This window comes from Verminephrobacter eiseniae EF01-2 (genome assembly GCF_000015565.1).
Taxonomy (GTDB): domain Bacteria; phylum Pseudomonadota; class Gammaproteobacteria; order Burkholderiales; family Burkholderiaceae_C; genus Acidovorax; species Acidovorax eiseniae.
On record NC_008786.1, the window covers coordinates 2503436 to 2529461 of the forward strand.

Genomic DNA, 26026 nt, shown 5'->3' on the forward strand with positions numbered 1-26026 from the left:
TGTCGGACAAGCGGCCGCGAGCGCCGCCGTGGCCTTGTTCGACTGCACGACGACGCCCATGCCGACGCCCATGCCGACGCCCTGCGCACGCGCCGAGCCGATGGCCTCGGCAGCGGCCAGCGCATAGGAAAAATCAAGCCCCATGCCGCCGTATTCCTCGGGTGGGGTGCTGCCCGGGAAGCCGGGTCGGCCCATCTTCTTGAGCGGTTCGTGCGCAGGGAATATCGCGTCGGCCCCCCACTCGTCGACGAAGGGGTCGATCCCGGCCGCGATGAAGCGGCGGATGCTGGCCGTCGGTTCATGGTGTTCGCGGGGGTAGCGCATGGCCATCTCCAAAGAGTCCAAAGAGGCTCTCAAAAGCGCGCCACGCCGAACCGCACCGCATGGGGTGTGCGTGCCCGGGCTTCGCGCATGGTCGCCAGCACGGGGGCCGGCACGGCGCGTGTCGCGGGCAGCAGTGCGCCGCGCCGTGCGAAGCGGGCAGCCGCGCGCGCCGAAGCGTCGATCACGCGCTGCCCCGGCGCACGCAACCCGTCGATCAGCGCAAGCATGCCCGTGCGCTGCGCCTGAAAGTGCGCCTGAAAGGACCCGGAATCCGGATGCAGACGTGATTCGAATGGGGTCATGACAGAAATTTCGCCATGAGTGCGCGCGGCAGCGATGGGCCGTGCCGCAGCGGATGGGTGCGCGCAGCCAAGCCATCAGATGCCCAGCCGCTTGGCGATCAACTCCTTCATCACTTCTTGCGCGCCGCCGCCGATCGCCATGATCTTGGCTTCGCGGTACAGGCGCTCGACGCGCGTGCCACGCATCAAGCCCATGCCGCCCAGGATCTGCACCGCCTGGTCGGCGCAGAACTGGAAGGTCTGCGCCGCGAAGTTCTTCGCCATCGCGATCTGCGCCACGGGCGACTGGCCATCGTCGAGCCGTGCCGCCACATCGTCGAGCAGCGTCCGCGTGGCCTCGATGCGCGTGGCCATGTCCACCAGTTTGTGGCGAATCACCTGGTGCTGCGCCAATGGCTGGCCGAAGGTGTGGCGCTGGCGCGCCCATTCGAGCGCGTCGTGCAGGCACACGCGCGCGTAGCCGCACGCCGCCGCCGCCAGGGCCAGGCGCTCTTGCGTGAAGTTGTGCATCAGCACGCCAAAGCCCTGGTCTTGCGCGCCGATGAGGTTGGCGGCCGGAACGCGGCAGTCCTGGAAGAACAGCTCGGCGGTATCGCAAGCCCACCAGCCCATCTTCTTGAGCGGGCTGCGCGCCAGACCGGGCGTGTCGCCATCGACCAGCAGCAGCGAGATGCCGCCGGCCCCCGGCCCGCCGGTGCGCACGGCGACGGTCAAGTAGTCCGCCCGCATGCCGCAGGTGATGAAAGTCTTGCCGCCGTTGACGATGTAGAACGCGCCCGCGCGCCGCGCCGTGGTCGTCAGTTGCGCCACGTCGGAGCCGCACGATGGCTCGGTGATGGCCAGCGCCGAGATTTTCTGGCCCGAAAGAATGCCGGGCAGCACACGGGCCTTGAGCGCCTGGCTGCCGGCCACGGCGATCGGCGGCGCGCCGATGGTGTGGGAAAACAGGCCGGAGGCGACACCGCCGGAGCCGCCCCAGGCGCGCTCCTCGCACAAGATCATGCGAAAGAACGCATCGCAGGGCACGCCGCCGTAGTCCTGCGGAAAACCCGGCTGCAACAGGCCGGCCTGCGCCGCCTTGTGGTACAGCGCGCGCGGAAAGCTCCCGGCCTCGTCCCATTGGTCGGCATGGGGGGCGACCTCGGTGTCGAAAAAGCGGCGCACGGTGGTACGAAAGGACTCGTGCCCGGCGCTGTAGTAGCGGGGGTTCGGTGCTTGCAGCATGGTTCAGGGCTGGTCCAGAAAAGCCGGGCTCTGGTAGAGCGCAAAGCCGTTGTACGGCCGCGAGTTGCGGTGCTCGGGCAGCGCCCAGGTGTGGCGCGCGTTCGGCACGCCGCCGTCCACACGCAGGGTCGAGCCGGTGATGAAGGCGGCCGCCTCCGACAGCAAAAAGCACACGGCCGCCGCCACCTCGGCCTCGGTGCCCAGGCGCTGCATCGGCACCTTGCGGCGCAGCGCCTTGATGCGTTCCCGGAAAGCCGCGTCATAGGTCTCCAGCCCGCTCGAAGCGATCCAGCCCGGCGCCACCGCGTTGACACGCACGCCCGCTGCGGCCCATTCGCAGGCGGCGGTTTCGGTGAACGACAACATGCCCGCGCGCGCCGCGCCCGAGTGGCCCATCCCGGGCATGCCGCCCCACATGTCGGCAATGATGTTGACGATGGCGCCGCCGTGCATTTCCATCCATTGCGTGAAGCATTCGCGGGCCATCAGAAAGCCGCCGGTCAGGTTGTTGCGCAGCACCGCTTCCCAGCCCTTGCGGCTGATGGCGCGCAAAGGGGCGGGAAACTGCCCGCCGGCGTTGTTGAACAGGCCGTCGATGCGGCCATGCCGCGCCAGCACGGCGCCCACCGTGTCGCGCACGGCGTCTTCGTCGCGGATGTCGCAGACATGGGTGCTGACATGCTCGGCGGCCCCGGGTGCCGCAGCGGCGATCTCCGCCTGCACCGCCTGGAGCTTGGCGCCGGTGCGGCCCGCCAGCGCCAACCGGGCGCCGAGGCTGGCCAACTCGTGCGCGGTGCAGCGGCCGATGCCGCTGCCCCCGCCGGTGATGACGATCACTTGGCCCTCGAAGAGCCGGGGTCGAAAGACGGAACGGTAATGCATGCGGGCCTCCTTTACTTCCTTTACTGATGGCGCGTCTGACCGGGCGACGGACTCATGCGCGCGACCTGCCTGCGCGCCGCCTCGAAGCGTTCGCGGGCGAAGGCGGCGTAAGCGGCGCTGTCGAGGTAGGCGCTTTCCTGGTTCAGGCGCTCCAGCAGGGCTTGCGTGACCGGCGCATCCAGCGCCTTGCGAAACGCATCGTGCAGCGTTTTGACCACGGCGGGTGGCAGATTCCTGGGGCCGGCAATGCCGAACGGCGAGGTGGCCACCATGTCCAGCCCTATGTCGCGCAGCGTCGGCACATCGGGCCAGCGCGGGACGCGCCGGGCGGTCCACAGCACTGGTGTCGCGTCACCGATCATCTGTCGGTCTGCGCTGGCCATCGAAGCGTATCGCGGCGTTGCATCGCTTGCCAATACGCTCGGTATTGGCTGCGCGATGCGCCTTGCGCTACGCTCCGATGGCTGCGCGCAGCCTACGACATCTGATCGGTGGCGCGACACCAGCACGCGGGCCTTGCCATCGTCGACCAGCGGGACGATCGACCCGGCGGTGATGCCCAGGTCGATGTGGCCGCCCATCAGCGCCGCGATGATCTCGGACTCGCCCTTGTACGGCACATGGTTGAGTTCGATACCCGAGAGCTGGGCCATTTTCTCGACGGTCAGATGCATGGTGCTGTTCATGCCCGTGGTGCCGTAACTGATCTGGCCGGGGCGCGCCTTCGCATCGGCCACCACGGCGGCCCAGTCTGTCCACGGCGCATCGCGGCGCGTGGCGATGCACAGCGCATAGCCTGACAGGTGGATCACGTAGCTGAAATCGCGCAGCGGGTCGAACTGCATTTTCTGCAAATGCGGCAGACGGAACACGGTCTCGGGCAAGATCGACAGCGTGTAGCCATCGGGCGCGCTGTGCACCAGTTGGTTGGCGCCCAGCACGCCGCCGGCGCCGGGCTTGTTGTCCACGATCACCGGCTGGCCCAACGCGCGGCCCGCCAGGTCGGCGAGGTGGCGCACGATGCCGTCGGTGGCGCCGCCGGCCGAAAACGGCACCAACAGGGTGACGGGGCGCGCGGGAAAGTCCGACGCGCGGCCCCAGGCAGCGGCAGCCGCGAGCATGGCGCTCGCCGCAAGGCAGCGGACCAGGCGCCGGCGCGGGATCGATGGCATGGCATGTCTCCTTATATCTTTCAGATCATTCAAACTTCAGTGGTCAAGGCGTGGTTGCCAGCCTTGATTGCTGAACTGGTTGACTCACCACCGTGCAGCCTGTGTCTCCTGCGAGCCCGAGCTCGAATTTCAGCCCAGGGCGCACGGTGGTGGTCTGTTTGTTCTGCCGCATCCCGAATGGTTGACCGAACACATTTCGTATTCATAAGGCTGGGAGCCACAGGACTTGTATGAGTGAACCCGTTTATGTAGGTATCGACGTGGCCAAGCGCACCTTCGAGGTGGCCACCACTGGTCAAGCACAGACCTTCAGTCTTGGCAACGATGAGGCCGGGCATGCCCAGTTGTGCCAACTGCTGGCGCCGCTGTCGCCGCGCCTGGTGCTGCTGGAGGCCACTGGCGGCTACGAGCAGGACCTGGCGCTTGCCTTGTCCGCGGCAGGCTTGCGTGTGTCGGTGATCAATCCGCGCCAAGCACGCGACTTTGCCCGCTGCATGGGCAAACTGGCCAAGACCGATCGCATCGATGCGCAGGCGCTGCGCGGCTTTGCAGCCTTGCTGGACGCCCAGGGTCACGAGCCGCGCATGCTGGCCGACGAGCAGCAGCGCGAGTTGACCGCCCTGGTGGTGCGCCGCCGCCAACTCGTGGCCATGCTGGTGGCCGAACGCCAGCGACTGGCCCTGGCACATCCCAAGGCCAAGCCCAGCATCCTGCGGATCATGGCTACCATTGCCGAGCAACTCAACGACCTGGACGGGCAGCTCAAGGAGCATGTCCTGGCACACCACGCCGATCTGGCGGCCTTGCTGACCTCGGTCAAGGGCGTGGGTCCCACCACGGCCAGCACGCTGCTGGCGCAACTGCCCGAGTTGGGCCAGCTCAATCGCAAGCAGATCACCTCGCTGGTGGGCTTGGCCCCCATCAATCGGGACTCGGGCACGCTGCGTGGGCAGCGCCACATCTTCGGTGGTCGCGCCGACGTGCGCCGCGTGCTGTTCGTGGCCGCCTTGGTAGGCACGCGCTTCAATCCCGTGCTCAAAGCCTTCTATGCAAGGCTGCTGGCCGCCGGCAAGCCCAAAAAGGTCGCTCTGGTCGCCTGCATGCACAAGTTGTTGGTCATCTTGAACGCCATCGCTCGCACCAAGTCGCCTTGGCGCAACGAGCTTGCTGAAGCGGTTTGACTTTGTCATTCAAGATGGTTGCTGACGTTGGTGACGGATTGCAATCGAGCCGCCGGTCCGGCGCAAACACTCGCTGACGAAATGTGCACGATGTGCACATCCTGGTGTTTACCCTGGTGTCGCGTCACCGATCATCTGTCGGTCTGCGCTGGCCATCGAAGCGCATCGCGGCGTTGCATCGCTTGCCAATACAGCTCGGTATGGGCAAGCGATGCGCCTTGCGCTGCGCTCCGATGGCTGCGCGCAGCCTACGACATCTGATCGGTGACGCGACACCAGGCCGTTCGGGTTGCTCCGGCGCGCCATGCCTGACCCCATCCGATTGCACACATCTCACAGCGCCTGGATTTCCCTGGCGTAGTCCAGTCCGGCAGCGAAGTCGGCCACGCGCTGCATGCCGATCCATAACGTCTTCACGCCGGGCTCGCCATCGCACTTGCGCCCCAGAAAGCCGCCCAGCGTGGCAACCATCCGGATGACGGTGTTCAGGCGCGGCGCCTGCTTGGGGATGGGCTTTTTGAGCAGGAAGTGCACGCCGCGCCATTCGTCGGGCTCGAAGAACAGTTCGGCGGGTAGATCCGGGCCATTGCGCCCCAGGCGCATCAAGCGCGCGATGCGCCAGGCTATCACCAGGTACAGGGCGATGGCGCGCTCGAGCCGCTCGATGCGGCTCAATTGCAGTGCCTCGATCCGGCAGCCGTTCTTGACGACGTGAAAGAACAGTTCGATCTCCCAGCGGGCGCGGTACCACTCGATCAACTGCGTGGCTGCCTGCAAGTCGCCGGCTGGGCGGTTGCTCAGCAAGCGCCATTCGATGGGTTTGACGCCGCTCGGCGGGTGTTCTTCGCGAGCGATCACACAGGTCACGGTGACGCCCTGGGCCAGCCGCACCGACTTGGCCCACACCGTCTGGTGCACCCGCCGGGCGCGCTGGCCGCGCGGCGCGTGGGTGAAGACGATCTGGCCCAGAGGGTGGCCGCTTGTCACTGTGGCCCACAGCTTGCCGTCTTCGGGCAGAACCCGGTTGTGCTTGGCGCGCACCAGCCAGTCGGCCGGATGGCCCAATTCGGCAGCGCGGCGCATCAGCGCCAGCAGGTCGCTTTCGCGGTCGGCCACATAGACCAGCCGGGTTCCAGGCAGGCTGGCCGCCTGCTCGGCGATGCGCTCGTAGCCTTCGATCCAGCGCGTGCTCTCCAGCACCTCATCGCTCGCAGCCTGCCCCTTCTTGGCCGAACGCGCCCACATCCACGCATCGATCACGCCCAGCGGTTCGCGATCGGGCGTGATCGCGTAGGTCGGATGCAGGTACATCCCGCGCTGCGCGTCGTAGCTCAGCCGGCCCAGCCCGGCAATGCCCTGGCCGTTGAAGTCCAGCTCCGTCGTGTCCTGCAGGCACAGCACCACCGGGTGCTCGGCCATGCGCTGGGCGCTGGCCTGCCAGTGCGGCTTGAGGATGTCCTGCCAGTCAATGTCCTCGTGCGCAAAGAAGCGGTAGGCACCGCGGGTGTCGCCCCAGCCCCCGCAGGCAGCCGGGATGCTGGGTGTGGGCTGCCGGCTGAAGGTCTCGGCCAGTTTCACCTGCCGCCGGTTCAGGCGCTTGTCGCCCAGGTCCAGGTCCGCGAACTCCTCTTGTGCCCAGCTCATCCGTTCCATCTTCTCTTCGAAAAATCAACAGCTTACCGCCGAATCTTCAAGATGTGTGCAATCGGATGGCCTGACCCGGGTCGCAGGCAAGCCAAGTATCATGGCCCGCATGGTGTCTGCGTCTCGTCTGCCGGCCCCGAAGCGCGGTACGCAAAGTGTCGATCGCGCGCTGGCGCTGCTGCGCCTGGTGGCAGCGCGCCATGCCGATGGCCTGCCGCTGTGCCAACTGGTCCAGACCTCGGGCCTGGAGCGCACCACGGTCTATCGGCTCGTGTCTGCGCTGGTGACGGCCGGGCTGCTCCAACGCGAACCCGGGGCGGCCGCCTACCGGCTGGGCAATGAGGCCATGGCGCTGGGCCTGGCTGCGTTGCAGCGCCCGCCGCTGATCGAGCAGTGCCGGCCCGTGATGAAGGCTCTGGCCCGGCGCGCCGGCGAGCCGGTGTTCCTGGTGGCCCGCTCGGGCGACTACAGCCACTGCCTGCACCTGGAAGAAGGGCCGCGCCCGGTGTGCTCCTTTGCCAAGACCGTGGGCAGCCTGCGGCTGCTGGGCCTGGGAGTGCCGAGCTTCACGCTGCTGGCGCGCATGGAAGACGCAGCCATCGCAGCGCATTACGCGCGCCATGCCGGCGAGTACCAGGAGCACCGTCTGACGCGGCCCAAGCTGCAGCGCTGGATCGCCCAGACGCGCGAGCAAGGCTACGCCCAGATCACGGCCCAGGGGCTGAGCGGCGTCGGCCTGCGCTTTGCGCTGGGCTCGTGCGGCGACGCGGCGCTGGGCTTCGTCGCGCCCACTGCGCGCATCCCCCGCTCGCGCGGACCGGCATTGGCGGCGCTGCTACGCCAGGAACTGGCGCGGCTTTGACGCTGCCGACGCCAGCGCGCCGTCGATCCATGCGGGCCTGGCGTCAACCCGGCCAGGCCCGATGCGCTGACCGGCCCTGGTGTCGCGTCACCGATCATCTGTCGGTCTGCGCTGGCCATCGAAGCGCATCGCGGCGTTGCATCGCTTGCCAATACAGCTCGGTATGGGCAAGCGATGCGCCTTGCGCTGCGCTCCGATGGCTGCGCGCAGCCTACGACATCTGATCGGTGACACGACACTAGCGCCGTTCCGCGTTGCGGAACATGTCGGCTGCATGCCGCCGTGGCGACCTCCGCCAAGCGCGCCCTGCGCACCCCACGGCTGGCCTACGCCGCCGAACCATGCGACAAGGAAATCGACCAAGCCCGGCTGACCCGGCTGACCCGGCTGGCTTGCCGCGCTACCATCGGCGGGGCGATCCGCGCCATCGTCGCTGCGGGCCGGCCGGCGGGCGAAATGCGGGACGACAGGCAGCCCCACATTGCCGCCACCGTCATCGCGGGCGGGTTCATGGAAGGGCCGCCCGCGAGCCGTCAGCAGCACGAGGACACGGATGACTGCCAGCACACGACGTGGCCGCGCTGGCTGATCGAGTCGCCCGGCTGGCTTGCGCCAGCGTGGAGAGCGATCCATCGGGGCCACGCTTCAAAGACTTTCACGAAAGACGCGCATGAACAAGCCCCTGACCCCTGACCTCCTCGCGGTGTCCACAGACCGTTACAGCACGCACCAGGTTGCCAACCAGGCCCAGCCCGCCAGCGGGTACGACGCCTTTGGCGGGGACGCCGTATTGCGCTCGGCCATCGAGCGCGAAGCCCCGTGGGCGGCTTCCCGCTGCGCAGCGCTTGGCGCCGTGGTCGGCGACGAAAACGTGCAAGAGCTGGCGCGCCTGGCCAACCGCCACACGCCTGAACTCAAGACGCACGACCGTTTCGGCAACCGCATCGACTGGGTGGAGTTCCATCCAAGCTGGCACGCACTGATGTCGCTGGCGTGGCAGCACGAAGTGCCCAACCTGACGTGGCGCACCACCGAAAAGGGCGGCCACTTCGCGCGCGCCGTGCTGTCCTACCTCTGGAACCAGGTGGAACAGGGAACCGCCTGCCCCACCGGCATGGCCTACGCATCCCATGCCGGCTTCGAGGCCGAGCCAGCGCTTGCGATCTGGAAGGAAAAGTCCAAAGGCACGACCTACGAGTTCAGCCGCCGCGAAGTCGGCGACAAGCCCGCCGTGGTGATCGGCTATGCAATGACCGAGAAGCAGGGCGGCTCGGATCTGCGCCAGACCCGGACCACGGCGCGCTTTTCGCATTCGGGCGACTACCACGGGGCGATGGCGCACTGGTACGAACTGACTGGCCACAAGTGGTTTTGCTCCGTGCCGCAGTCCGACGGATTCTTCACGCTCGCCAAGGTCAATGGCGGCGTGACCTGCTTCTTCCTGCCGCGCACCTTGCCCGATGGCAGTTACAACCGCTTCTTCGTGCAGCGCCTCAAGGACAAGGCGGGCAACGAGTCCAATGCGTCCAGCGAGGTGGAGTACGCCGGCACCCTGGCCATTCGTGTCGGAGAAGAGGGCCGCGGCATCCGCGAAATCCTGTCGCATGCGCACCTGACGCGCCTGGATTTCGCGGTCGGCTCGGCGGGCCTGATGCGCCAGGCGCTCACCCTGGCACTGCGACACACCACGACCCGCAGCGCCTTCGGCACGCCCTTGGCCGACCGCCCGATGATGAGCAATGTGCTGGCGGACATGGCCGTGGAAGTCGAAGCCGCCACGCTGATGGCGCTGCGCGTTGCCAAGGCCACCGACCTGATGGCATGCAGCGAGCACGAAAAGCTGCTGGCCCGCATCGCCACTCCCGCCGCCAAGTTCTTCAACTGCTCGCGCGCGCCGTCCATCGCCTATGAGGCCTTGCAGTGCCATGGCGGCAACGGCTTCATCGAAGAAAATCCGATGGCCCGTCTGTACCGCGAAGCGCCGCTCAATAGCGTATGGGAAGGCACGGCCAACATGATGTGCATGGACGTGCGCCGCGCCATGACCAAAGACCCCCGGACGGTCGAGGCCCTGTTCGACGAGTTGCAGCCGCTGGCCAACCAGGACGCGCGCTTCGATGTGCAGGTCCGGCACACCAAGCGGCTGGTGCACGAGGCAGTGAAAGACGAATTCCTGGCGCGCCCCATGACCGAGGCCGTGGCGCGTGTGCTGCAAGGCGCCGAACTCATCCGTCACAGCTCTCGCGAGGTGGCGGATGTGTTCCTGGGCACGCGCAGTCCGGGCGGTTCCTGGGGTTCGCACTACGGGACGCTGGCCGCGCCCGTCACCCAGGCTGCGGCACAGCAGATCATGCGTCGGGCGGGAGTGGCTGATTGACGAAGTAACGAGGTGGTTGCGGCGCGCCAGCGCGTTACACCGCAGATGGCGAGCCAGTGGCGGGCACGGTCCGTCGAGCACCGGCGCGATGGCCTGCCGGACGCGCCGCGCTCTGGCGCGCCACGCCGTTCTGGAAGGGATCAGTCAGTGATCCGTATCGTGTTGCCGGAGCGCATCTGGCGGCGCACCGCCATCAGGTCGCACGGCTCGACGCAGATCTCGCCTGGCCGCTCGGCCAGGCGAGCGCCATTGAAGTTCAGCACCACATGGCCCAACTCGCGCACCTTGCTCCAGGCCGTCGACCCCACCGCGCTGACGCGCGTGGACAGGTCGCCGACGAAGATCGACGCGCCAACGGGTGGCGCCAGCGCCGGGACGGCGCCGTCCACACGATGCTGGACCGAAATCTCGGCGAGCGCTGGCGGCGCGCCGTCGGCGTACAAAATCAGCACGCCGCCATCGAGCAGGTCAGGAACTTCTGCGCCGATCCCGGTCACGGTGGTCGAGTAATAAATCACGGGGCCTCCTTGTCATTCCATTGCCAAATCATCCGTGCACCTTGTCGGTTTCGCGTTCACGAACGATTTGGGAATGGCATCAGAACGCATTCAGAGCATGAAACTGGCGGCCCAGGCAATCGCCACCGAAACGGGCCCCATGATCTGACGCGAGATCAGCACGGCGGGGACACCCACGCGGATGGTGTCCGGCTTGGCTTCGCCCAGCGCCAGGCCGACCGGCACAAAGTCGCAGCCGACCTGCGTGTCATAGGCAAACAAGGCGGGCAGCGCCATCGCGGGAGGAATCGTGCCAGTGGCAATGGCCGGGCCGATGATGGCCGCACCGATCACCTGCGCGATCACCGCGCCAGGGCCCAATATCGGCGACAAAAAGGGCAGGCCGCAGATGGCCGACAGCACCAGCAGGCCAAAGACGTTGCCGGCAAGCGGCTCCAACAGATGCGCCAGAACGGTGCCGACGCCCGTCGCGTTGATGATGCCGATCAACATCGTCACGAAAGCCATGAACGGCAGCACGTTGCGCAGCACCTGATCGATCGACTTGCGCCCGCTGTTGAACAGCACGTTGACCACGCCGCCCATGCTGCGGCCGATGAATGTGATCATGCCGACCAGTCCGCCTTGACGATCCTCGACACCAGGCCGGAGCGGGACGGCTGGAGGGGAACCTGCAAAGGCTGCGGATGGGCCGGGAGACGCAGGCCCCGGCCCCTGGGCCAAGGACAAGGTTTGCAAGGTCACACCAGACACATAGATATCTTCGGTGATGAAGTCGGCCAAGGGGCCTGACTTGCCGACGGGGGTCAGGTTGATCGTCGGAATCTTCTTGCGCGGGTACACGCCGCAGCGCGCCGTGCCGCCGCAATCCACGACGACTGCGGCCACTTCGCTTTCGGGCGGCGGGGCGCGAAAGCCGTCCACCACCGTTGCACCCGTCATCGCGGCGAGCTGGCGCGCGACTTCCGGGATCTCGCCCCCGGTGACGGCCATGATCTTGTTGCGCTCGGCGGTCGGGGTAATCACCAAGGGGCCGCCCCAGCCGCCGGGGCCGCTGCCGACCCTGACGGATTGGAATGCATGGTCATCTGGCATCTGTGTCTCCTGGAATGCATGGTCATTCAGTATTGGCGGGCGTCGAATATGCCGGCTGCCCGCAGAGATACTCTTCCCAAAAATGTTGCAATGGGTGTCCGCAAAACCCGGAGGTAAATCATCGCAAGCGGAGCACCTTCACGCTGCTATTTTCGTAGTTCCGCCTCGATCTCGTCGAGAATCTTGTCTTTGCCGATGCCGGTGAGAAAGGCAAGTCCTTTGATCACCGGCTTTGTCACGGAACCGGAAATTGGCGTCGTTGCCACGATGAAGTCGACATCGTCGGCCAGCGAGGGAACCTCGGTGGCTTTCGCCTGCCGGGCATGGAAGGTCAAGCCTCTTTGCTTCATGGCTTCCGTCGCGGCCACATTCACTGCCGTAGACGTTGCAACGCCGGTGCCGCAGACAAATAGAATCGTTTTGATCCTGGTCATTTTCGTTCCACTCCATCATCCAAACACCGATTTGATTTCTGCCAGCGTCCTGGCGCACTTCAAGGCCCTCATCGCCGCCGCGTCCTGAATCGTTGCAATGATCGTCTGCAAGGCTTCAATCTGCTGGTCTTTATCATTGATGGCAAGCAGGAAAACGACATCGACGCCAACGCGCTCGCCGGGATCTTCCATATTGGCGAACGCCACGGATTCTTTGAGTGTCGCCAGCGCGACCCCGGCCTTGAGAACGTGACAAGGGTCGGCATGTGGAAGCGCGACATTGCCCCCGCCTTGCATTTTCAGACCGGTTGGAAATGTCCTTTCACGCTCTGCCACGGCATCGACGAAACTCGGCCTCACATAGCCAAGCCGTTCAAGTTTTCGGGCAAGTATCAGGACGATCTCTTGGCTGGTCTTCGCTGCGCTCTGAAATACTACCGCTTCCGGCGCCAGAACTGCCATCAGACTATTCATATCGCGCCCTCCTTGAATGAACCTTGCCGCAGCATGCATATTCCATCCTCGATACCTGCAACCATACGATCGGCGATCATGTGGCAGTCTGTTCCAACGGCTCGTCGTCAACGCCTGCGGCCCGTTCCCAGCCGGGGGAATGGCGTCGGTATAGCCAGAAAAGGGCGGCAATTGCCACGACGAGAAGAACGATGCCGCCAGCGCCGAGCCACTGGACGCTCCAGACAATGAGGCCGGGTACCCACAGGAAACCATCGACCACCGAAGTGATCTGCAATGCTCCGGCCGGCAGTTTGAACCCCGATGCCACAGCCGCATGTGTAAAGAGCGGTGCAAGGGCGTTCGCGACATAAAAACCGATGACAAGTGTCACGGTGCCGACCACGACCATGCGGAAAACATTGCCTTTGAGGAGCGGCGCAGTCAATGCGACGATAAAGGGAATCACCGCGAGATCGGCAAACAGGATGACATGATTGCCGGGCAAGACGATCGACAAGATGATGGCGATCGGCACCAGAATCAGCGACGATGAAATGGCCGCAGGATGGCCAATCAGAATGGCCGAATCGAGCCCGACGAGCAAATGGCGCGATCCTGTGCGCTTGCGAACGAACTCCTGTGCCGCATCGGAAACAGGCAGCAGACCTTCCATCAGGATTTTCACCATTCGCGGCAGGAGCAGCATGACTGCGGCCAGCGTGACGCCAGTGCCCAGGACCTTGGCGAGCACGACTTCCCATTTTCCGGCATTGAAGTAGGCGATGAGGCCGAGCACCAGCCCGAGGATGAGGCCGAGCACCACCGGCTCTCCGAAAACGCCGAAGCGGCGCTCGATGGTTTCGGTACTGATATTGATCTTTTTGACACCCGGAATGCGCTCCATGAGCCAATTGAGCACGATCGCAATGGGCAGAATCTGCGCCGAAGCGAGGTGCGGGACGGAAATGCCCGGCACGCCGTAAAACTGCTGCACCGCGCGCGCCGACCAGTCTGCGAAAAGCAGCGAAAGCGCCGCCACGGCCGCCGCGACAGCAATGCCGTAGGCAAGATTGTCGGTTGCCGCTACGACCAGTGAACCGGCGAAGGCGAAATGCCAGAAATTCCACACATCCACATTCAGCGTGCGTGTCCAGCGCATGAGCAGGAAGACGATATTCACCAGAATGCCGACCGGAATCACCCACAGTCCCACTGAAGAGCCAAAGGCGATGGCAGCCGCCGAAGGCCAACCCACATCGATGATATCGCGCTCGATGCCGGTATTGGTAACCATGGCCTGTGCCACCTGCCCAATGGACGTGAACATGAGACCCAGCACCAGGTTGATGCCGATGAAAGCCACACCAATGGTGACGGCCGCGCGGAAGGCTTTGCCCCACTGGGCGCCCAGGATGACGGCAATGAGGAAGATCACGATGGGCATCAGCACCGTCGGGCCCAAAGCGTCTATTGCCGCTTTTACTCCAGTCAAGATGGCGTACATGCTCTGATCTCCTTCATTTTTTCCTGTGCCCACCCTCTGAAGGGTCGAGCCAGTCGGACATGGGTAAAAATAGGGGCAAAAACATTTGTCGCGGCTTTCCGATGGTTCGGCATGGCCCATCGGGCTGGGCAGACCGATCCCCGATCGTGGCCATCGCTCATCCTTTACCAGGTTCACCAGGCGGCGGCATTTCCATGATGATTTTCTTTGCGCGCAGGATCGCGTTCGGGCTCATGCTCAGTTCGTCGACACCCAGATTCACGAAAATCGGGATCATGTGCGGACTGGAGGCGGCTTCGCCGCACACCCCGACGCTGATGTGTGCCCGTTTCGCCGCTTCGCACACCAACCGGATCGCTTGAATGACTGCCGGGTGCCCGGTTTTGTAAAGCGGCGCAAGACGCGGGTTCATCCGGTCGGCGGCCATGATGTATTGCGTGAGGTCGTTCGTGCCGATCGAAAAGAAATCGACCTCCTGCGCCAGCAGATCGGCCGTCAGCACGGCCGCCGGCGTCTCTATCATGATGCCCAGCTTTGGAATCGCATGAGGAATTCCGGCGCTGCTCAACTCTGCCGCCAGGCGCCCGATGATGGCCTTGGTGCGTCGAATCTCTTGAAGGTCGGCCACCATCGGCAGCATCACGCAGAGGTTTCCGTGGGCGGCCGCCCGCAGCAACGCGCGCAACTGCGGCTCGAAAACTTCGGGACAGTCAAGGCTCATCCGGATGCCGCGCCAGCCGAGAAACGGGTTTTCTTCTTTCGGCAAGCGTATGCCCGGCAGCGGCTTGTCGCCCCCGGCATCCAGCGTCCGGATGATGACCGACCACGGACTGAACGCCCGCGCGAGCCGCGCATAAACCTCGTACTGCTCGTCCTCGGTCGGCACGCGCTGGCGCTCCATGAACAGCAGCTCGGTGCGGAAAAGTCCCACCCCCATTGCGCCGGCCTGCTGCGCCGACTCCAGCTCTGACAGCGAGCCCATATTGGCAGCGACCTGGATTTTGCGTCCGTCGCGCGTGCCCGGCTCGACGTGCCGATATGCAAGAAGCCCGGACTGCTGCTCGCGCTGCGCATCGATGCGGCGCGACATCTCGTTTTCGTGCTCGTCGGAAGGATCGAGCCAGACTTCGCCGCTGCTGCCGTCCATTGACAAGCGCGATACCGAGCGCAGTCTTTCCTTGTCCAGCGGCAAGCCCAGCACCGCAGGAATACCGTGCGCGCACGCGATGATTGCGACATGGGATGTCGCGCTGCCGGACAGGCACACGATGCCGAGAATGTTGCGCCAATTGGCGCGCGCAAGATCCGGTGCGGACAACTCGTCGGCGAGGATGATGCTCGGCGCGCCAATATCCCTCAGCGATTTTTGCTGCTTGCCCAGAAGCACGGCCGCGATCGCGCGGGTCAGGCCGCGAATATCGTCGGCACGGCTGCGCAGATATTCGTCCGTCAAAGATTCGAACGCGAACGCCAGATCCTGCCCGCATTGGAGCGTGGCCGCCGCCGCGCTCCACTTGGCTGCGATCAGAGCGCCAATCGCGCCCGCATAGTCGTCGCCCCGCGCGATCTGCGCTATCGCTTGGAGGATTTCACTGCCCATTGCGCATTGCTCCGCGCCGCCGCCGGGCTCGGCCAGCGCCGTCAATGTGCTTTCCAGCGCCGCAGCGAATCGCGTCGATTCGCCCTCGATCTCGTGCTGCTGCACGAACTGCCGGTCGATGGCGAGTTCCTCACCGAGATACACCAGCGCGCTGCCGAACGCGAGCCCCTCGCTGGCCGGAACGCCCCTCAGCGCCGACGCAGACAGGGGCGCGACGGTGTCGGGCGCCCCAACCCCATGTCCGGGCATGGGCTGAGCATCCGGCGGGCGATTGGCCGGGCCATGCCCGTTCACCGCCGGCGCACCCTGATCGGCAGCGCCCTGCGCCATTGCGCCGGCATCGGACAGGAACCGGGTCAGCCGATCGACGGCCTCGCGTTCGTCTTCGCCTTCCGCCCGAAGCATGATCTGGTGGTCGTGCTTGACGCCCAGCAGTATCAGTTTCACGGCGCTCTTGGCATCTGCCCAGGTATCGCCACGCCCGATTTTCAGCGCGCTATTGAATTCTCTGGCAAGTTTTGCAAGCTGCACCGCAGGGCGCGCGTGCAGACCCTCGCGTACCTTGACGATGACTTGGGCTTCCAACATGGCGGTACCTTTGCAATTTCCCGTGGGTGGCGGCGAATGACGCGAGTGTCGTTCCGGCGGCGACGATTTCCATGGCGCCCCGTTCGTCGAGCGTCGATCGTCGGTGGGGCAACGGCATCTCTGTGGCGGCATCGTTCCGTTGCGCAGCGCCCTGGCGATCAGATGTCCACACCTTCACGCCTGGCGATGATGGTGGTGATCCATTCGGTCACGATGCCCTTGAGGAGGTTCACGAACAGGCCCACCAACAAATAAGCCAGTGCCAGTTTGGCCAGCGAAAACGGGGCATTTCCTGCTTCGGCCAGTTTGGTGATGGCTGCGGCCACCCCGAGCCATACGAACAATTCCCCGGGGTTGGCGTGGGGAAAAAGGCCGGTTATCGGGTGGCACAGGGACACCGCCGAGTCATAGAAGGCGGGCTTGTGTTTTTCTTGCACGAACATGCCGAAGGTGTAGGCCATTGGATTCGTGAGGAAGAACATCGCCAACAGCGGCAGCACGGTGTACCGCGTGAGGACATTGCCGGCGGCGAACCTGGCCAAACGATGCACGCGCTGTTCGCCAACCAGACCGATCACGGTGTAGACCGCCGTCAGCAAGACGATCAGCGTGGGCAGGATGCCAGTCACAAAGCCAACGAAGGTCTTGCCACCAGCATTGAAGACGCCGATGAATGCTTCGGCGCCGCGTGCGAGAAATTCGAACGTCTCCATTTGTCTCCATCATTCTGGGTCAGTGGGTTGGCGGGCGGGACCTGTGCGGTCGTCAAGGAAGGGAAGGCGGGCGGGTGTGTTCATCATCATCGTCGCGCGCGCACCGCCTCGATCTGAGCGATCGCCTGACGCACGGCGCGTGCGAGTCGGGTGTCTTTCGGGCCAGGCGCGTAATGTGTCCCCAGCTTGCTCAAGGGCCAGTTCTGCACTGCATCGAGAGTCTTGAACCGTGCAAACACCGTGATGCCCGACATGATCTGGAGGCGACGAACCTGTAGATCGGGCGACACTTCCAGCAGCGCGATGACGCCAAAGCCAAAGCGCGGTTGTGCGCGCCCCATGCCGAGGTAGCCATCGCTCCAGCGCCGGGTAGCCTGGCCCAGCGTGTGTCGGTACTGCCGCCACTGAATCCAGGCCCCCGTGGTTTGGAGGGTCCAAAACAACAGCAACGACAGCAAGGCGCTTTGTGTGAACTCCATGGCTCTCTCCTCGAATGCATACGGTGCTTGGGGGGCTTGCGCAATCGCCGCCATGGATCGGTGCCGATCGAGGTTGCGATGGGATGAATGGTACATTTGTGTTTTCATAAGTCAATATGTTCACACCTAGGGTGTTCACTTAGCGGCATCAAAATGGGTTTCTGGATCGTCAAGGAGACATGAGTCATGTGGGACCTCGATACGGTGAAGCGATGGGGTGCGCAAGCACTGTTTCCGGAATCCATCGATCGATGGATGTGGTGTCGCAAGGAGTTGCCCCCGCTTGTCGTACATTCGGCCATCGGGGCGGGCGCAGCGCCGACCGTGCAGGTCGACATGCAGGCTTTGGCCAACGCTTTTTGGCCTTGGGTGTCGGGGCTCGAACGTGATCGCCGCTTCCAGTCTTTGGACAGCCTGGACTTTGCCCATTTCGCGGCCGGCCAACTGCTGTGCCAACTGCTGCGCGCGCAGCCTCTGCAACTTCCAGCCGGGCAGCACCATGAAGCGGTATTCGCGCTTTCTCGCACCGTCGTGACGCTTTTGGCCGCTTGGCGCCAGGCATTGGGCGCGACGCCATGGGCGATGCAGTTACCCGAGCGGCATTCGGCACCGTGGGCGAGCTATCTGGAGAACGTGGCCGAAGATCCCGCGATGGCCACGGCATTTCTGGACTCGTTCACCGGCCTGGAGCCGGTATGGCGCTTTCCAATGATGATCCGTGAACGCCCTGCGATGCGCCGCGCATTGAAGGCCCGGCACGACGGTGCGCAAGACGGCCATCCACGGCGTATCGGCTGCGGCGCAGCCCGCGACGCCGCGACCTGATGGCGGGGGAGGGCGCGTCGATCGATCGCCCGCGCCGGCCCGGCCTGTCCCGCGCTCAAGCCGCCGTGCCCGCGCGCCACTGATGCTGCAGCAGCCGCGCCACCAGGGCGGTCGCTTCCACCTGTGGCAGGTGCCCCACGCCTGGCAAGAGATGCAGGGCGACCCCACCCGGCACGCCGGCACCATGCGAGGCCGGGATGATGCGATCCGCGATTCCCCAGATGAGCTTGGTGGGCATTTGCAGGGCGTCGAGTTCGCGGCGCAGGCTCTGTTGCTGAATTCCCCCCGGCATCAGTTGGAATGCCATGCCAGACAAGGCCGCTCGCCGTGCCGGGGCCTGCAACAGGTGAAACGCCGTGGCGACGAAGGAGCCAGTCAATGCGGCCGGATCGTGCAAGAGCAGGGCGAGCGTCGACTTCAACGCCGCTTGCGTCTCCGCCCGGGTGAGGCCATCGATGAACTCGCCATTGATTTCCGGCCCCAGGCCCGCAGGCGCCAACAAGCTCAGTGAGCGGACGCGCTGCGGCTGGGCCGCAGCGAGTGCCAATGCCACGCCGCCGCCCAGCGAGTGGCCCAGGAGATGACAGGCCGCGATGCCCTCCTGCTCCAACCGATCGAGCACTGCCTGTGCCATGGCCTGCATCGACCCGGCGGATTGCACCGGGGACTTGCCGTGGCAGGGCAGATCGACACCGGCCAACGGGATGCCCGGCGGCAGTTGTTCGACCAATGGCCGCCAGGATGCATGGTCGGCGCCGAAGCCGTGCAACAGCAGCACAGGAACCTTGCCGTGCCGCCACCAGTGAAGATGCAGCTTGGGCTTGGGCTTGGTATCGGCGGCGCCAGGGGACGACGCGGAAGTTGCCGGTACATCGCGTTCCACAATGCGGCCCCCAGGGCCGCTGCCCCTGAGCCTGAGCAAGTCCACGCCCCGTTCGCGAGCCAGGCTGCGGGCCAGCGGGGTGGCGCGCAAAGATGCGCCATCGGATCGGAACGGCAGTTGCGCAGCGGTGCTCGCCATGGGGGCGGGTGGGGACATTGCCGTTGCATGGCCGGGTTCAGGCACGGCTGCCGTCGCGGCCGTGCCGGCGGCTTGGCGCGCGGCAGGCGGCGCCGAAGTGCCCTCGACCCGTGCAGCGCCGGGCGCCCTGATCCAGGCGACCACCTGACCCACCGGCATCGTCACACCGATCGCGCCATCGATGCTGTCGATCACGCCGCTCGCCGGAGCCTCCACCTCCATCGTCGCCTTGTCGGTCTCGATGTCGAACAGCACCTGGCCCTTGCGCACCTGATCGCCGTTCTTCACGTACCAGCAGGCGATTTTGCCCTCGGCCATATCCATGTCGACACGGGGCAGGATGACTTCGGTGGCCATGCTCAGGCGCTCCCACGGACGGTTTGCTGCACTGCCGCAACGATGTCAGGAACCTGGGGCACGGCTGCGCGTTCCAGGTCGGGGTTGTACGGCAACGGGCAGTCGGCGCCACCGAGGCGCAAAATGGGCGCATCCAGACGGTAGAAGGCTGCGCTTTCCGCAATGGCGGCGCTGACTTCGGTGCCGATGCCGAACTGCTTGGTGCCTTCGTACACGCAGACCAGGCGTGTCGTCTTGCTGACGCTGTCGATCAGGGTGCCGTAGTCCATCGGCCGCAGCGAGCGCAGATCGATCACCTCGGCGGAAATATCCTCCCGCGCCAACTGCTCGGCGGCTTCCAGCGCTTTGTGCACCATGATCGAGTTGGCCGCGATGGTGACTTGCCCGCCCGCCCGGCGCACCCGTGCTTCGTGCAAGGGTTCGGTGTAGTAGCCTTCGGGCACCGGGCCTTTCATCTTGTAGAGCAGTTTGTGCTCGAAGAACATCACGGGGTCCGGATCCTCGATGGCGGCAAGCAGCATGCCCTTGGCGTCGTGGGGCGTCGATGGTTGCACCACTTTCAGGCCGGGAACATGGGCCAGCCAGGCTTCCAGGCTCTGGCTGTGCTGGGCCGCAGCGCCAGTGCCGGAGCCGCCGGGCAAGCGCATGACCAACGGCACGGAGACCTTGCCGCCAAGCATGAAGCGGAGCTTGGCCGCTTGATTGACGATTTGCTCCATCGCCAGCGTCGCGAAGTCGGAGAACTGGAACTCGAACACCGGACGCCGGCCTAGCAGGGCCGCACCGACGGCCACGCCGGCGCCACCCAATTCGGAGATGGGCGTGTCGATGACGCGCGACTCGCCGAAGCGCTGCACCAGATCCCCGGTGACCTGGAAGGCCCCGCCGTACACGCCGATGTCCTCGCCCATGAGGAATACGCGCTCGTCGCGCTCCATGGCCATTGCCAGGGCTTCCTGAATGGCTTGCGCATAGCTGAGCTCGCGGCTTTCAACGGTCATGGCGGTCATGGCGAGGCCCCCCGGGAGCTTGCGTGTAGACAAAGGATGTGAGGCTGGATAGTTCGGGCGCGGGACTGTTTTTGGCGAACTCGATGCCGGCCGCGATCTCCTGCTCCACGCTGGACACCAGCGCGGCGATCTGCGCCTGGTCGATCGATCCGCGCGCCAACAGCGCATCTTGGAAGCGCCCGATCGGGTCGCGTGCGATCCATGATTCGATCTCTTCCTTGCTGCGATAGCGGTTGCGGTCGCTCTTGGAGTGGCCGCGATGGCGATAGGTCAGGCATTCGAGCAGCGCCGGGCCTTGCCCGCTGCGCGCGCGCTCGACGGCCTGGGCGGCGGCCTCGGCCACGGCGAAAAAGTCGTTTCCATCGACCGTCACGCCAGGCATGTCGTAGGCTTGGGCCCGCTGGGCGATGCGTTGCACGGCAGTCGATCGCTGCGTGGAGGTGGACATGCCGTACTGGTTGTTCTCACACACGAACACCACGGGCAGTTTCCAGAGGGCGGCCATGTTCAGGCTTTCATGGAAAGCGCCTTCATTGTTCGCTCCGTCACCAAAGAAACAGGCCACCACGTTGGGCCGGCGTTCCTGCTGCAGGGCCAAGGCCGCGCCCACCGCGATCGGCAGACCGCCACCCACGATGCCGTTGGCGCCCAGGTTGCCGGTGGCCATATCGGCAATGTGCATCGAGCCGCCACGGCCCCGGCAGTACCCGCTGTCCTTGCCAAAGAACTCGGCGAACATGTATTTGGGCTCGGCGCCCTTGGCAATGCAATGGCCGTGGCCGCGGTGTGTGGAGGTGATGTAGTCCGCGCGCTGCAACACGGCGCAAACGCCCGTGGCGCTTGCTTCCTGGCCGATGGACAGATGCATGGTGCCGTGCACCTGGCCACGCATGTAAGCCTGCTCGGCGCCCTCTTCGAACTGGCGGATCAGGTGCATTTGCCGCAGGAACCCGTGCAGAGCCTGCTGGCTGAAGCGCTCAGAAATCCGGGGGATGCCTTCACTGCCCACATCGGCGGTCATGCGGCCGCTCCTTGCTTGCCGTGGATCAATTCGTCTTGGCGACGACGCAACTCGACGATGCGTGAGCCAGCGTCGACGGCGCTGTTCGCATATGTCAGCAGTTCCCCCTTGCGGATGGGCTGCAACACGGTGCCTTGCTCCAACAGGCCGCAGGGCACGGCCCGTTGACGCCGGGCATCCGCCACGGTCATGGCCCATGCGCGGTAGGTGTACTCGCCGATCGCATCCAGACGGCCGCCCGGGTACAAGTCGCGTTTGGCCACGGCGCATACCTCCGCCGTCGGCTTGGCGATGGGCGCCATGTCGGCGCGTCCGTACAGCACGGCGCGTGCACAGGTCAGCGGCACTTCCAGGCTGCACAGGTGGTAGGGGCGGTAGAAGGTGTAGTAGGGGCCGGTGCCGAGCTGGAGGTAGTCCATGCGCTCGCGCAGGCGCGGATGGGCCATTTCGGCCACCACGAACACCCCCGGCGCCACGCCCTTGCCAATGGTGTAATCGACCACCCCTTTGCGCTGGAGCAGGCCGCCATCCGCCACCGGGCACAGAACCTTGTGGAGATCGTCCAGGCTGGCCGCAGGGCCGTGCATGCCGGGAATGTCCGGCACCAGTCCGGTGGCGTTCGCAATGGCAGACATTTCAACCGCCGTCTTGGAGCCATCGACAAATTCCACCAGCAAGCGCGGGTTCAGGTGCTTGCGTCGCGCTTGTGCGGCGTAGTCGTCGGGCGTTGCGTCGAAGTTCAGCGGATTGTTCTTGCCCTTGCCGGCAGCGATGACCGGATAGCCCAAGGCGGAGACAAACCCGATCAGTTCGATGGTGGCACTGGGCTCGTCGCCGGCGCCCAGCGAGTAGACGACGCCCAGACGGTCGGCCTCGCGTTTGAGGTAGGCGCCAATGGTGACGTCCGCTTCGACGTTCATCATCACCAGGTGCTTGCCGTGCTCCATGGCCAGCAGCCCGATCTCGGCGCCCACCGCCGGTTTGCCCGTGGCATCCACCACCACGTCGATCAGACCGCTGCGACACACCAACTGCGCATCCTGTGTCACGGCGATGCGGCCGTCGTGCACGGCCTGGTCGAACGCGCCCTGCGTCTGCACGATGCGGTGGCTGTCCAAGGCGCCCCCCGCTGCCTTCAAAGCCGCCACTGCGGCAGGCAGGTGGATGTCCGCGATCGCCGCCACCACGATGCCGCGCATTTGCAGCACCTGGGTGACGATGTCGCCACCCATCATTCCGGAGCCGATCAGGCCGATCCGGATGGGTTTTCCTGACAGACCGCGCGCTTGTAAATCGGCCGCAAGGCCACTGGGAATGAATCCGTCCAAGGGGATCTCCGAAAGGTAGCGGCCCGAAGCAAAGCAGCGGACCTTGTTTGCACATTTGCATTTTTATTTTGCATAATGTTCATACAAAGCGCAAGCTATTCATAGAAGGCGCAAGCTGTTCATACGAAGCGCAAGCCTTCGGCCGCCATGGAATCCCAGGGGGAGCCGAATCTGGAGGCGCCATCCACAGGAGCCAATCTGAAATGGAAGACCCAAGCGACCAACGGGTGCCGGGGCCGGTGCCAGGGCCGCGCACGGCCCGGGTCTGTGCGCTGCTACGACTTCGAGCGCGCCCCGGTGCCGCGATCCAACTCGATGATGCGTGTGGCGGCGGCTTCGTCCGTGATCAGGACGGTCGGCTTTACCAGGCGAAGCGCGCCCAGCATCGCCTCTGCCTTGTGCAGTCCGCCAGAGGCGACGATGCGCTGGGGCACACGCTGCAGGGTGCTGACAGGCGCCGCCATCACGCAATCGTGAATGGGATGCTCGACGAGTCGTCCTTGCGCGTCGAAGTAATGAAACAGGACTTCGCCGACAGCGCCTTGCCCGATCATCGAACGGCGCAGGTGATCCGCAACGAAGCCGTCGCGATAGGCCGTGCCACTGGGCTCGAGATGGCCGACGCTCAGCAGCACCGCATCGAGGGATTTGGCGCGCTCGAACCCTTCTCCCAGCCCGCAATGCTCGATCAAGGACTGGCGCGTTTGCGGCGTATCCACGATCGCCGGCGCCGGCATGAGATAGCACTCGGCCTGAAACAGGTTCGAGAACCGCCAGGAAAACTCGGACGGATTGAAATGCTTGACCCTGGTGATGCCGCCGAGCAGCGACACCACCGACATGTCGGACATCGGGGACTCCTGGATGTAGCGCAGCGACTCCCACAGCGTCCTGCCCCAACCGACGCCGATCTTCATGCCGGAACGCACGAAATTGGAAAGGTACAGCCCTGTGGACGCACCGATCGACTTGGTGGCATCGGCTTCGGTGGCGACCAGCGGAACCACCACGGCCTCGCTCAGCCCGAAACGCTGCTCCAGTTCCCGCTCCAGGCCCACACATTCGGGCAGCCCGCTTTCGATGCTGAACTTGATTTCGCGTCGTTCACGCGCGTCGGAAAGCAAACGCACGACCGTCACGCGCCCGACGCCAAGATGCTGGGCGATCTCGTTTTGCGTCATCTCTTCGATGAAGTACATCCAGGCGGCACGCAAGCGCATGCGCCGGTTGCGCGCGTTGCCCAGGTTGCGCTCCGCCGCCGGCGCCCCGTTCCCGATCGCCGTGTCCTCGCCCATCGCGGGCTTCGTCTTCTTGCTCAAGGGGGTATCCTTACTTTGACGAACCGATGCCTGTCGCGGGCCGGTTTGACTACGCCAACCGATGCCAGTGTCGCGTCACCGATCATCTGTCGGTCTGCGCTGGCCATCGAAGCGCATCGCGGCGTTGCATCGCTTGCCAATACAGCTCGGTATGGGCAAGCGATGCGCCTTGCGCTGCGCTCCGATGGCTGCGCGCAGCCTACGACATCTGATCGGTGACGCGACACCAGCCTGATCCACAGGAGTCGATGATGCCGGAAAAACACCCTCCGCCCCCATCCATCCCGCCGAGTCCGGGGGATGTTTCGCTGGCTGTCAAGGATGTGGTTCGCGGGGTTCGATTCAACCTGCGCCGCAGCGCTGAAAATCTGGCCAACAGTGTGGAAGCGGCGATGCAGCATCGCGAGGGCGCGGACGCAAGCGGGCCATTGTCCATTCTTGCCGAGCCGATCGGCAAGGCAGTGAGCGCCACGACACGCATGTTGCTGACGGCGGACCGCGCGGCCGTTCATCTTTTCGCGCCAGACAAGTCGTTTCGGGATATGTTGGTGCCGCTGTGCTCGTCTGCTGCCTATTTCAGCGGGGCATCGACGCCCGATGAGCTTCGCCTTTTTACCCAGGACCACTTTTGGCGCTACAGGCATTGGTTGCGGGCAAAGGGTTGGTCGGACCTGTTTGTGCATCAGCAAGGCTTCCAGCGCGCCGGCCAACGACTGGGCGCCTTGCGCGCCGCAGACCATGGATCGGTCGCGCCCGGCGCCGAGGGCGACGCGCATCGGCGGCGTCTCGCCGATGCAATCCTTGCCCTGGGATCTGCCGAAATCTTCGCATCGACGGCCTGCATGGCGAAAGAGGAGGCAAGTGCTCCTGCCGAGCTTGCATGGCGCGCCGCCATATGCGCCGTATTGGCGGGGGAGATCGCCGCGACTTTGACGCATCCCGATCACAGGCACCAGACGGAAGCCGCATTGGCGTTGGCCGACGAGATCGCCGTGGCGCAGCGCCCGGATTGGGCGCAGAGTCTGCGCGGTGCCGCGCCCGCCGCCGCCATCGCCCAATGGCTCGCTTTCGTGCTGCGGCATCTGTAAGCAGCACCAGCGGCCTCCATCTGGTGAACACCGGCCCACCCCGACCAGCATCCGTACCCAAGGCAAAGACAATGACTCCGACCCCATCCCCCTGCCTTCGCGCCGCGCTGGCGCGCCGCGTTGCCACATGGGCCTGCGTGCTGGCCTGCGTGCCGTTGGCGCTGATGGCCATCGGCAGCGCGACGGTCGCCATGGCCGCCGACGAGACGCCAGGCTATCACGACTATTTTTACTTCCTCGGCGAGATGAACAAGGCCTCGACCGTGGTGGTGATCGAGAACGGGATCGTGCCGCCCGACCTGGGCAAGAAGATTGCACCGGCCGTCGATCGGGTCATCAAGAACGGCGACCAGCCGGGCGCCAAGCGGCCGTCCGATGACCTGCAATACGAGCCGCTGATCCTTGCCATCACCGGCCCCGACGGCTCGCGCGTGCACTCCGGCCGCAGTCGCCAGGACATCTTCGAGCGCACGCAGTTCCCGCTGACGCAGGAGCAATACCAGAACTCGCTGACGGCGCAAAACATGCTGGCGTCGAGCAAAGGCTTGGGCGGCCCGCAGCGCGCCGAAGTCGTGCGCATGCCGGGCGTGGAAAAGGCAAAGCTGGCCAAGGATGCGGCGTGGTTGCAGCAGCAACGTCAGAAACTGGCGCAGGCCTTTGCCAATCTGGATCGGATTTTCTACGCGCTGGGCCAGTAGACGC

The 26026-nt window shown here is 65.1% G+C and carries 28 protein-coding genes and 1 pseudogene; 9 read left to right on the top strand and 20 right to left on the bottom strand.

Annotation, left to right across the window (positions count from 1 at the left end):
* Window positions 1–12 precede the first annotated feature (12 nt).
* From VEIS_RS28605 to VEIS_RS30480, 5 genes and pseudogenes are all read right to left on the bottom strand, one after another.
* Window positions 13–324 (bottom strand): annotated as a pseudogene (locus VEIS_RS28605) (acyl-CoA dehydrogenase family protein); the annotation flags it as partial.
* A gap of 29 nt (window positions 325–353) precedes the next feature.
* Window positions 354–626 carry a hypothetical protein gene (locus VEIS_RS28610; protein ID WP_011809962.1) on the bottom strand — a complete coding sequence of 91 codons (273 nt, stop codon included), beginning with the start codon at window positions 624–626 and terminating at the stop codon, window positions 354–356.
* A gap of 75 nt (window positions 627–701) precedes the next feature.
* Complete coding sequence (locus VEIS_RS10785; protein WP_011809963.1) at window positions 702–1850, bottom strand: acyl-CoA dehydrogenase family protein; 1149 nt, start codon at window positions 1848–1850, stop codon at window positions 702–704.
* A gap of 3 nt (window positions 1851–1853) precedes the next feature.
* Complete coding sequence (locus VEIS_RS10790; RefSeq protein ID WP_011809964.1) at window positions 1854–2732, bottom strand: SDR family oxidoreductase; 879 nt, start codon at window positions 2730–2732, stop codon at window positions 1854–1856.
* Window positions 2733–2752: 20 nt separating this feature from the next.
* The gene (locus tag VEIS_RS30480; protein WP_011809965.1) at window positions 2753–3904 is read right to left on the bottom strand and encodes a tripartite tricarboxylate transporter substrate binding protein; all 1152 of its coding nucleotides are present in this window, start codon (window positions 3902–3904) and stop codon (window positions 2753–2755) included.
* A 230-nt stretch (window positions 3905–4134) separates the two neighbouring features.
* On the opposite strand from VEIS_RS30480, the gene VEIS_RS10800 reads away from it, so the two are divergent.
* Entirely contained in the window at window positions 4135–5085 is a 951-nt protein-coding gene (locus VEIS_RS10800) for an IS110 family RNA-guided transposase (protein WP_011808093.1), read from the top strand.
* A gap of 108 nt (window positions 5086–5193) precedes the next feature.
* Here the strand turns inward: VEIS_RS10800 and VEIS_RS28625 are convergent, their stop codons facing one another.
* Both VEIS_RS28625 and VEIS_RS10805 read right to left on the bottom strand, forming a co-directional pair.
* Entirely contained in the window at window positions 5194–5391 is a 198-nt protein-coding gene (locus VEIS_RS28625) for a hypothetical protein (RefSeq protein WP_157048473.1), read from the bottom strand.
* Window positions 5392–5418: 27 nt separating this feature from the next.
* Window positions 5419–6738 carry an IS4 family transposase gene (locus VEIS_RS10805; RefSeq protein WP_011809967.1) on the bottom strand — a complete coding sequence of 440 codons (1320 nt, stop codon included), beginning with the start codon at window positions 6736–6738 and terminating at the stop codon, window positions 5419–5421.
* 100 nt (window positions 6739–6838) lie between these two features.
* Between VEIS_RS10805 and VEIS_RS10810 the strand changes: the two genes are divergently transcribed.
* The 4 genes from VEIS_RS10810 (at window position 6839) to VEIS_RS10820 (ending at window position 9968) form a co-directional block, all read left to right on the top strand.
* Window positions 6839–7591 (top strand): IclR family transcriptional regulator, encoded by a 753-nt coding sequence (locus VEIS_RS10810; RefSeq protein ID WP_011809968.1) that lies wholly within the window; start codon window positions 6839–6841, stop codon window positions 7589–7591.
* 79 nt (window positions 7592–7670) lie between these two features.
* Window positions 7671–7964 carry a hypothetical protein gene (locus VEIS_RS28630; protein ID WP_083758606.1) on the top strand — a complete coding sequence of 98 codons (294 nt, stop codon included), beginning with the start codon at window positions 7671–7673 and terminating at the stop codon, window positions 7962–7964.
* A complete protein-coding gene (locus tag VEIS_RS27670) occupies window positions 7874–8284 on the top strand; it encodes a hypothetical protein (protein ID WP_011809969.1) in 411 nt (136 codons plus the stop codon). The genes VEIS_RS28630 and VEIS_RS27670 overlap by 91 nt, the downstream gene beginning before the upstream one ends.
* Entirely contained in the window at window positions 8262–9968 is a 1707-nt protein-coding gene (locus tag VEIS_RS10820) for an acyl-CoA dehydrogenase family protein (RefSeq protein WP_011809970.1), read from the top strand. The genes VEIS_RS27670 and VEIS_RS10820 overlap by 23 nt, the downstream gene beginning before the upstream one ends.
* Before the next feature lie 140 nt (window positions 9969–10108).
* Here VEIS_RS10820 and VEIS_RS10825 read toward each other — a convergent pair whose 3' ends face one another.
* The 8 genes from VEIS_RS10825 to VEIS_RS10860 all read right to left on the bottom strand — a co-directional run bounded on the left by VEIS_RS10825 (window position 10109) and on the right by VEIS_RS10860 (window position 17355).
* Window positions 10109–10486, bottom strand: coding sequence for a PTS glucitol/sorbitol transporter subunit IIA (locus VEIS_RS10825; protein ID WP_011809971.1), 378 nt, complete (start codon window positions 10484–10486; stop codon window positions 10109–10111).
* 90 nt (window positions 10487–10576) lie between these two features.
* Window positions 10577–11581, bottom strand: coding sequence for a PTS glucitol/sorbitol transporter subunit IIB (gene srlE / locus VEIS_RS10830; protein ID WP_011809972.1), 1005 nt, complete (start codon window positions 11579–11581; stop codon window positions 10577–10579).
* Between the two features lie 146 nt (window positions 11582–11727).
* Complete coding sequence (locus VEIS_RS10835; protein ID WP_011809973.1) at window positions 11728–12015, bottom strand: PTS sugar transporter subunit IIB; 288 nt, start codon at window positions 12013–12015, stop codon at window positions 11728–11730.
* Between the two features lie 15 nt (window positions 12016–12030).
* Window positions 12031–12489 carry a PTS sugar transporter subunit IIA gene (locus VEIS_RS10840; protein ID WP_041949965.1) on the bottom strand — a complete coding sequence of 153 codons (459 nt, stop codon included), beginning with the start codon at window positions 12487–12489 and terminating at the stop codon, window positions 12031–12033.
* Window positions 12490–12565: 76 nt separating this feature from the next.
* Window positions 12566–13975, bottom strand: a complete 1410-nt coding sequence (locus VEIS_RS10845; RefSeq protein ID WP_011809975.1) for a PTS galactitol transporter subunit IIC — start codon at window positions 13973–13975, stop codon at window positions 12566–12568.
* A 157-nt stretch (window positions 13976–14132) separates the two neighbouring features.
* On the bottom strand, window positions 14133–16163 hold the full coding sequence (gene ptsP, locus VEIS_RS10850; RefSeq protein ID WP_011809976.1) for a phosphoenolpyruvate--protein phosphotransferase: 2031 nt from the start codon (window positions 16161–16163) through the stop codon (window positions 14133–14135).
* Window positions 16164–16321: 158 nt separating this feature from the next.
* Entirely contained in the window at window positions 16322–16876 is a 555-nt protein-coding gene (gene srlA / locus VEIS_RS10855) for a PTS glucitol/sorbitol transporter subunit IIC (protein ID WP_011809977.1), read from the bottom strand.
* A gap of 86 nt (window positions 16877–16962) precedes the next feature.
* Window positions 16963–17355, bottom strand: a complete 393-nt coding sequence (locus tag VEIS_RS10860) for a transcriptional regulator GutM (protein WP_198137985.1) — start codon at window positions 17353–17355, stop codon at window positions 16963–16965.
* Between the two features lie 186 nt (window positions 17356–17541).
* Here VEIS_RS10860 and VEIS_RS10865 point away from each other — a divergent pair, with 186 nt between their 5' ends.
* The gene (locus VEIS_RS10865) at window positions 17542–18180 is read left to right on the top strand and encodes a hypothetical protein (protein WP_011809979.1); all 639 of its coding nucleotides are present in this window, start codon (window positions 17542–17544) and stop codon (window positions 18178–18180) included.
* A 55-nt stretch (window positions 18181–18235) separates the two neighbouring features.
* On the opposite strand, the gene VEIS_RS10870 is transcribed toward VEIS_RS10865, so the two are convergent.
* The 5 genes from VEIS_RS10870 to VEIS_RS10890 all read right to left on the bottom strand — a co-directional run bounded on the left by VEIS_RS10870 (window position 18236) and on the right by VEIS_RS10890 (window position 24236).
* Entirely contained in the window at window positions 18236–19558 is a 1323-nt protein-coding gene (locus VEIS_RS10870) for an acetoin dehydrogenase dihydrolipoyllysine-residue acetyltransferase subunit (RefSeq protein WP_011809980.1), read from the bottom strand.
* A gap of 2 nt (window positions 19559–19560) precedes the next feature.
* Window positions 19561–20559, bottom strand: a complete 999-nt coding sequence (locus VEIS_RS10875; RefSeq protein WP_157048474.1) for an alpha-ketoacid dehydrogenase subunit beta — start codon at window positions 20557–20559, stop codon at window positions 19561–19563.
* Window positions 20549–21589, bottom strand: a complete 1041-nt coding sequence (gene pdhA, locus VEIS_RS10880) for a pyruvate dehydrogenase (acetyl-transferring) E1 component subunit alpha (RefSeq protein WP_011809982.1) — start codon at window positions 21587–21589, stop codon at window positions 20549–20551. The genes VEIS_RS10875 and pdhA overlap by 11 nt, the downstream gene beginning before the upstream one ends.
* Window positions 21586–22917 (bottom strand): NAD(P)H-dependent oxidoreductase, encoded by a 1332-nt coding sequence (locus tag VEIS_RS10885; protein ID WP_011809983.1) that lies wholly within the window; start codon window positions 22915–22917, stop codon window positions 21586–21588. Before VEIS_RS10885 ends, pdhA begins: the two co-directional genes overlap by 4 nt.
* A gap of 275 nt (window positions 22918–23192) precedes the next feature.
* On the bottom strand, window positions 23193–24236 hold the full coding sequence (locus tag VEIS_RS10890; protein ID WP_198137986.1) for a sugar-binding transcriptional regulator: 1044 nt from the start codon (window positions 24234–24236) through the stop codon (window positions 23193–23195).
* A gap of 67 nt (window positions 24237–24303) precedes the next feature.
* Between VEIS_RS10890 and VEIS_RS28635 the strand changes: the two genes are divergently transcribed.
* The 3 genes from VEIS_RS28635 (at window position 24304) to VEIS_RS10900 (ending at window position 26022) form a co-directional block, all read left to right on the top strand.
* Window positions 24304–24471 carry a hypothetical protein gene (locus VEIS_RS28635; RefSeq protein WP_157048475.1) on the top strand — a complete coding sequence of 56 codons (168 nt, stop codon included), beginning with the start codon at window positions 24304–24306 and terminating at the stop codon, window positions 24469–24471.
* 16 nt (window positions 24472–24487) lie between these two features.
* The gene (locus VEIS_RS10895) at window positions 24488–25324 is read left to right on the top strand and encodes a hypothetical protein (protein ID WP_157048476.1); all 837 of its coding nucleotides are present in this window, start codon (window positions 24488–24490) and stop codon (window positions 25322–25324) included.
* Between the two features lie 71 nt (window positions 25325–25395).
* Window positions 25396–26022, top strand: a complete 627-nt coding sequence (locus tag VEIS_RS10900; protein WP_011809985.1) for an argininosuccinate lyase — start codon at window positions 25396–25398, stop codon at window positions 26020–26022.
* The last annotated feature ends 4 nt before the right edge of the window (window positions 26023–26026 follow it).

Excerpts from the sequence above, each read along its gene's own strand:
- VEIS_RS10840 (WP_041949965.1), bottom strand. The coding sequence starts at position 12,489 with ATGAATAGTCTGATGGCAGTTCTGGCGCCGGAAGCGGTAGTATTTCAG.
- VEIS_RS10860 (WP_198137985.1), bottom strand. The coding sequence starts at position 17,355 with ATGGAGTTCACACAAAGCGCCTTGCTGTCGTTGCTGTTGTTTTGGACC.
- VEIS_RS10875 (WP_157048474.1), bottom strand. The coding sequence starts at position 20,559 with ATGACCGTTGAAAGCCGCGAGCTCAGCTATGCGCAAGCCATTCAGGAA.
- pdhA (WP_011809982.1), bottom strand. The coding sequence starts at position 21,589 with ATGACCGCCGATGTGGGCAGTGAAGGCATCCCCCGGATTTCTGAGCGC.
- VEIS_RS10785 (WP_011809963.1), bottom strand. The coding sequence starts at position 1,850 with ATGCTGCAAGCACCGAACCCCCGCTACTACAGCGCCGGGCACGAGTCC.
- VEIS_RS10895 (WP_157048476.1), top strand. The coding sequence starts at position 24,488 with ATGCCGGAAAAACACCCTCCGCCCCCATCCATCCCGCCGAGTCCGGGG.
- VEIS_RS30480 (WP_011809965.1), bottom strand. The coding sequence starts at position 3,904 with ATGCCATCGATCCCGCGCCGGCGCCTGGTCCGCTGCCTTGCGGCGAGC.
- VEIS_RS28610 (WP_011809962.1), bottom strand. The coding sequence starts at position 626 with ATGACCCCATTCGAATCACGTCTGCATCCGGATTCCGGGTCCTTTCAG.
- VEIS_RS10870 (WP_011809980.1), bottom strand. The coding sequence starts at position 19,558 with ATGGCCACCGAAGTCATCCTGCCCCGTGTCGACATGGATATGGCCGAG.
- VEIS_RS10810 (WP_011809968.1), top strand. The coding sequence starts at position 6,839 with ATGGTGTCTGCGTCTCGTCTGCCGGCCCCGAAGCGCGGTACGCAAAGT.
- VEIS_RS10835 (WP_011809973.1), bottom strand. The coding sequence starts at position 12,015 with ATGACCAGGATCAAAACGATTCTATTTGTCTGCGGCACCGGCGTTGCA.
- VEIS_RS10820 (WP_011809970.1), top strand. The coding sequence starts at position 8,262 with ATGAACAAGCCCCTGACCCCTGACCTCCTCGCGGTGTCCACAGACCGT.
- VEIS_RS10805 (WP_011809967.1), bottom strand. The coding sequence starts at position 6,738 with ATGGAACGGATGAGCTGGGCACAAGAGGAGTTCGCGGACCTGGACCTG.
- VEIS_RS10800 (WP_011808093.1), top strand. The coding sequence starts at position 4,135 with ATGAGTGAACCCGTTTATGTAGGTATCGACGTGGCCAAGCGCACCTTC.
- VEIS_RS10845 (WP_011809975.1), bottom strand. The coding sequence starts at position 13,975 with ATGTACGCCATCTTGACTGGAGTAAAAGCGGCAATAGACGCTTTGGGC.
- VEIS_RS28625 (WP_157048473.1), bottom strand. The coding sequence starts at position 5,391 with ATGGCGCGCCGGAGCAACCCGAACGGCCTGGTGTCGCGTCACCGATCA.
- VEIS_RS10865 (WP_011809979.1), top strand. The coding sequence starts at position 17,542 with ATGTGGGACCTCGATACGGTGAAGCGATGGGGTGCGCAAGCACTGTTT.
- srlE (WP_011809972.1), bottom strand. The coding sequence starts at position 11,581 with ATGCCAGATGACCATGCATTCCAATCCGTCAGGGTCGGCAGCGGCCCC.
- VEIS_RS10900 (WP_011809985.1), top strand. The coding sequence starts at position 25,396 with ATGACTCCGACCCCATCCCCCTGCCTTCGCGCCGCGCTGGCGCGCCGC.
- VEIS_RS10790 (WP_011809964.1), bottom strand. The coding sequence starts at position 2,732 with ATGCATTACCGTTCCGTCTTTCGACCCCGGCTCTTCGAGGGCCAAGTG.
- srlA (WP_011809977.1), bottom strand. The coding sequence starts at position 16,876 with ATGGAGACGTTCGAATTTCTCGCACGCGGCGCCGAAGCATTCATCGGC.
- ptsP (WP_011809976.1), bottom strand. The coding sequence starts at position 16,163 with ATGTTGGAAGCCCAAGTCATCGTCAAGGTACGCGAGGGTCTGCACGCG.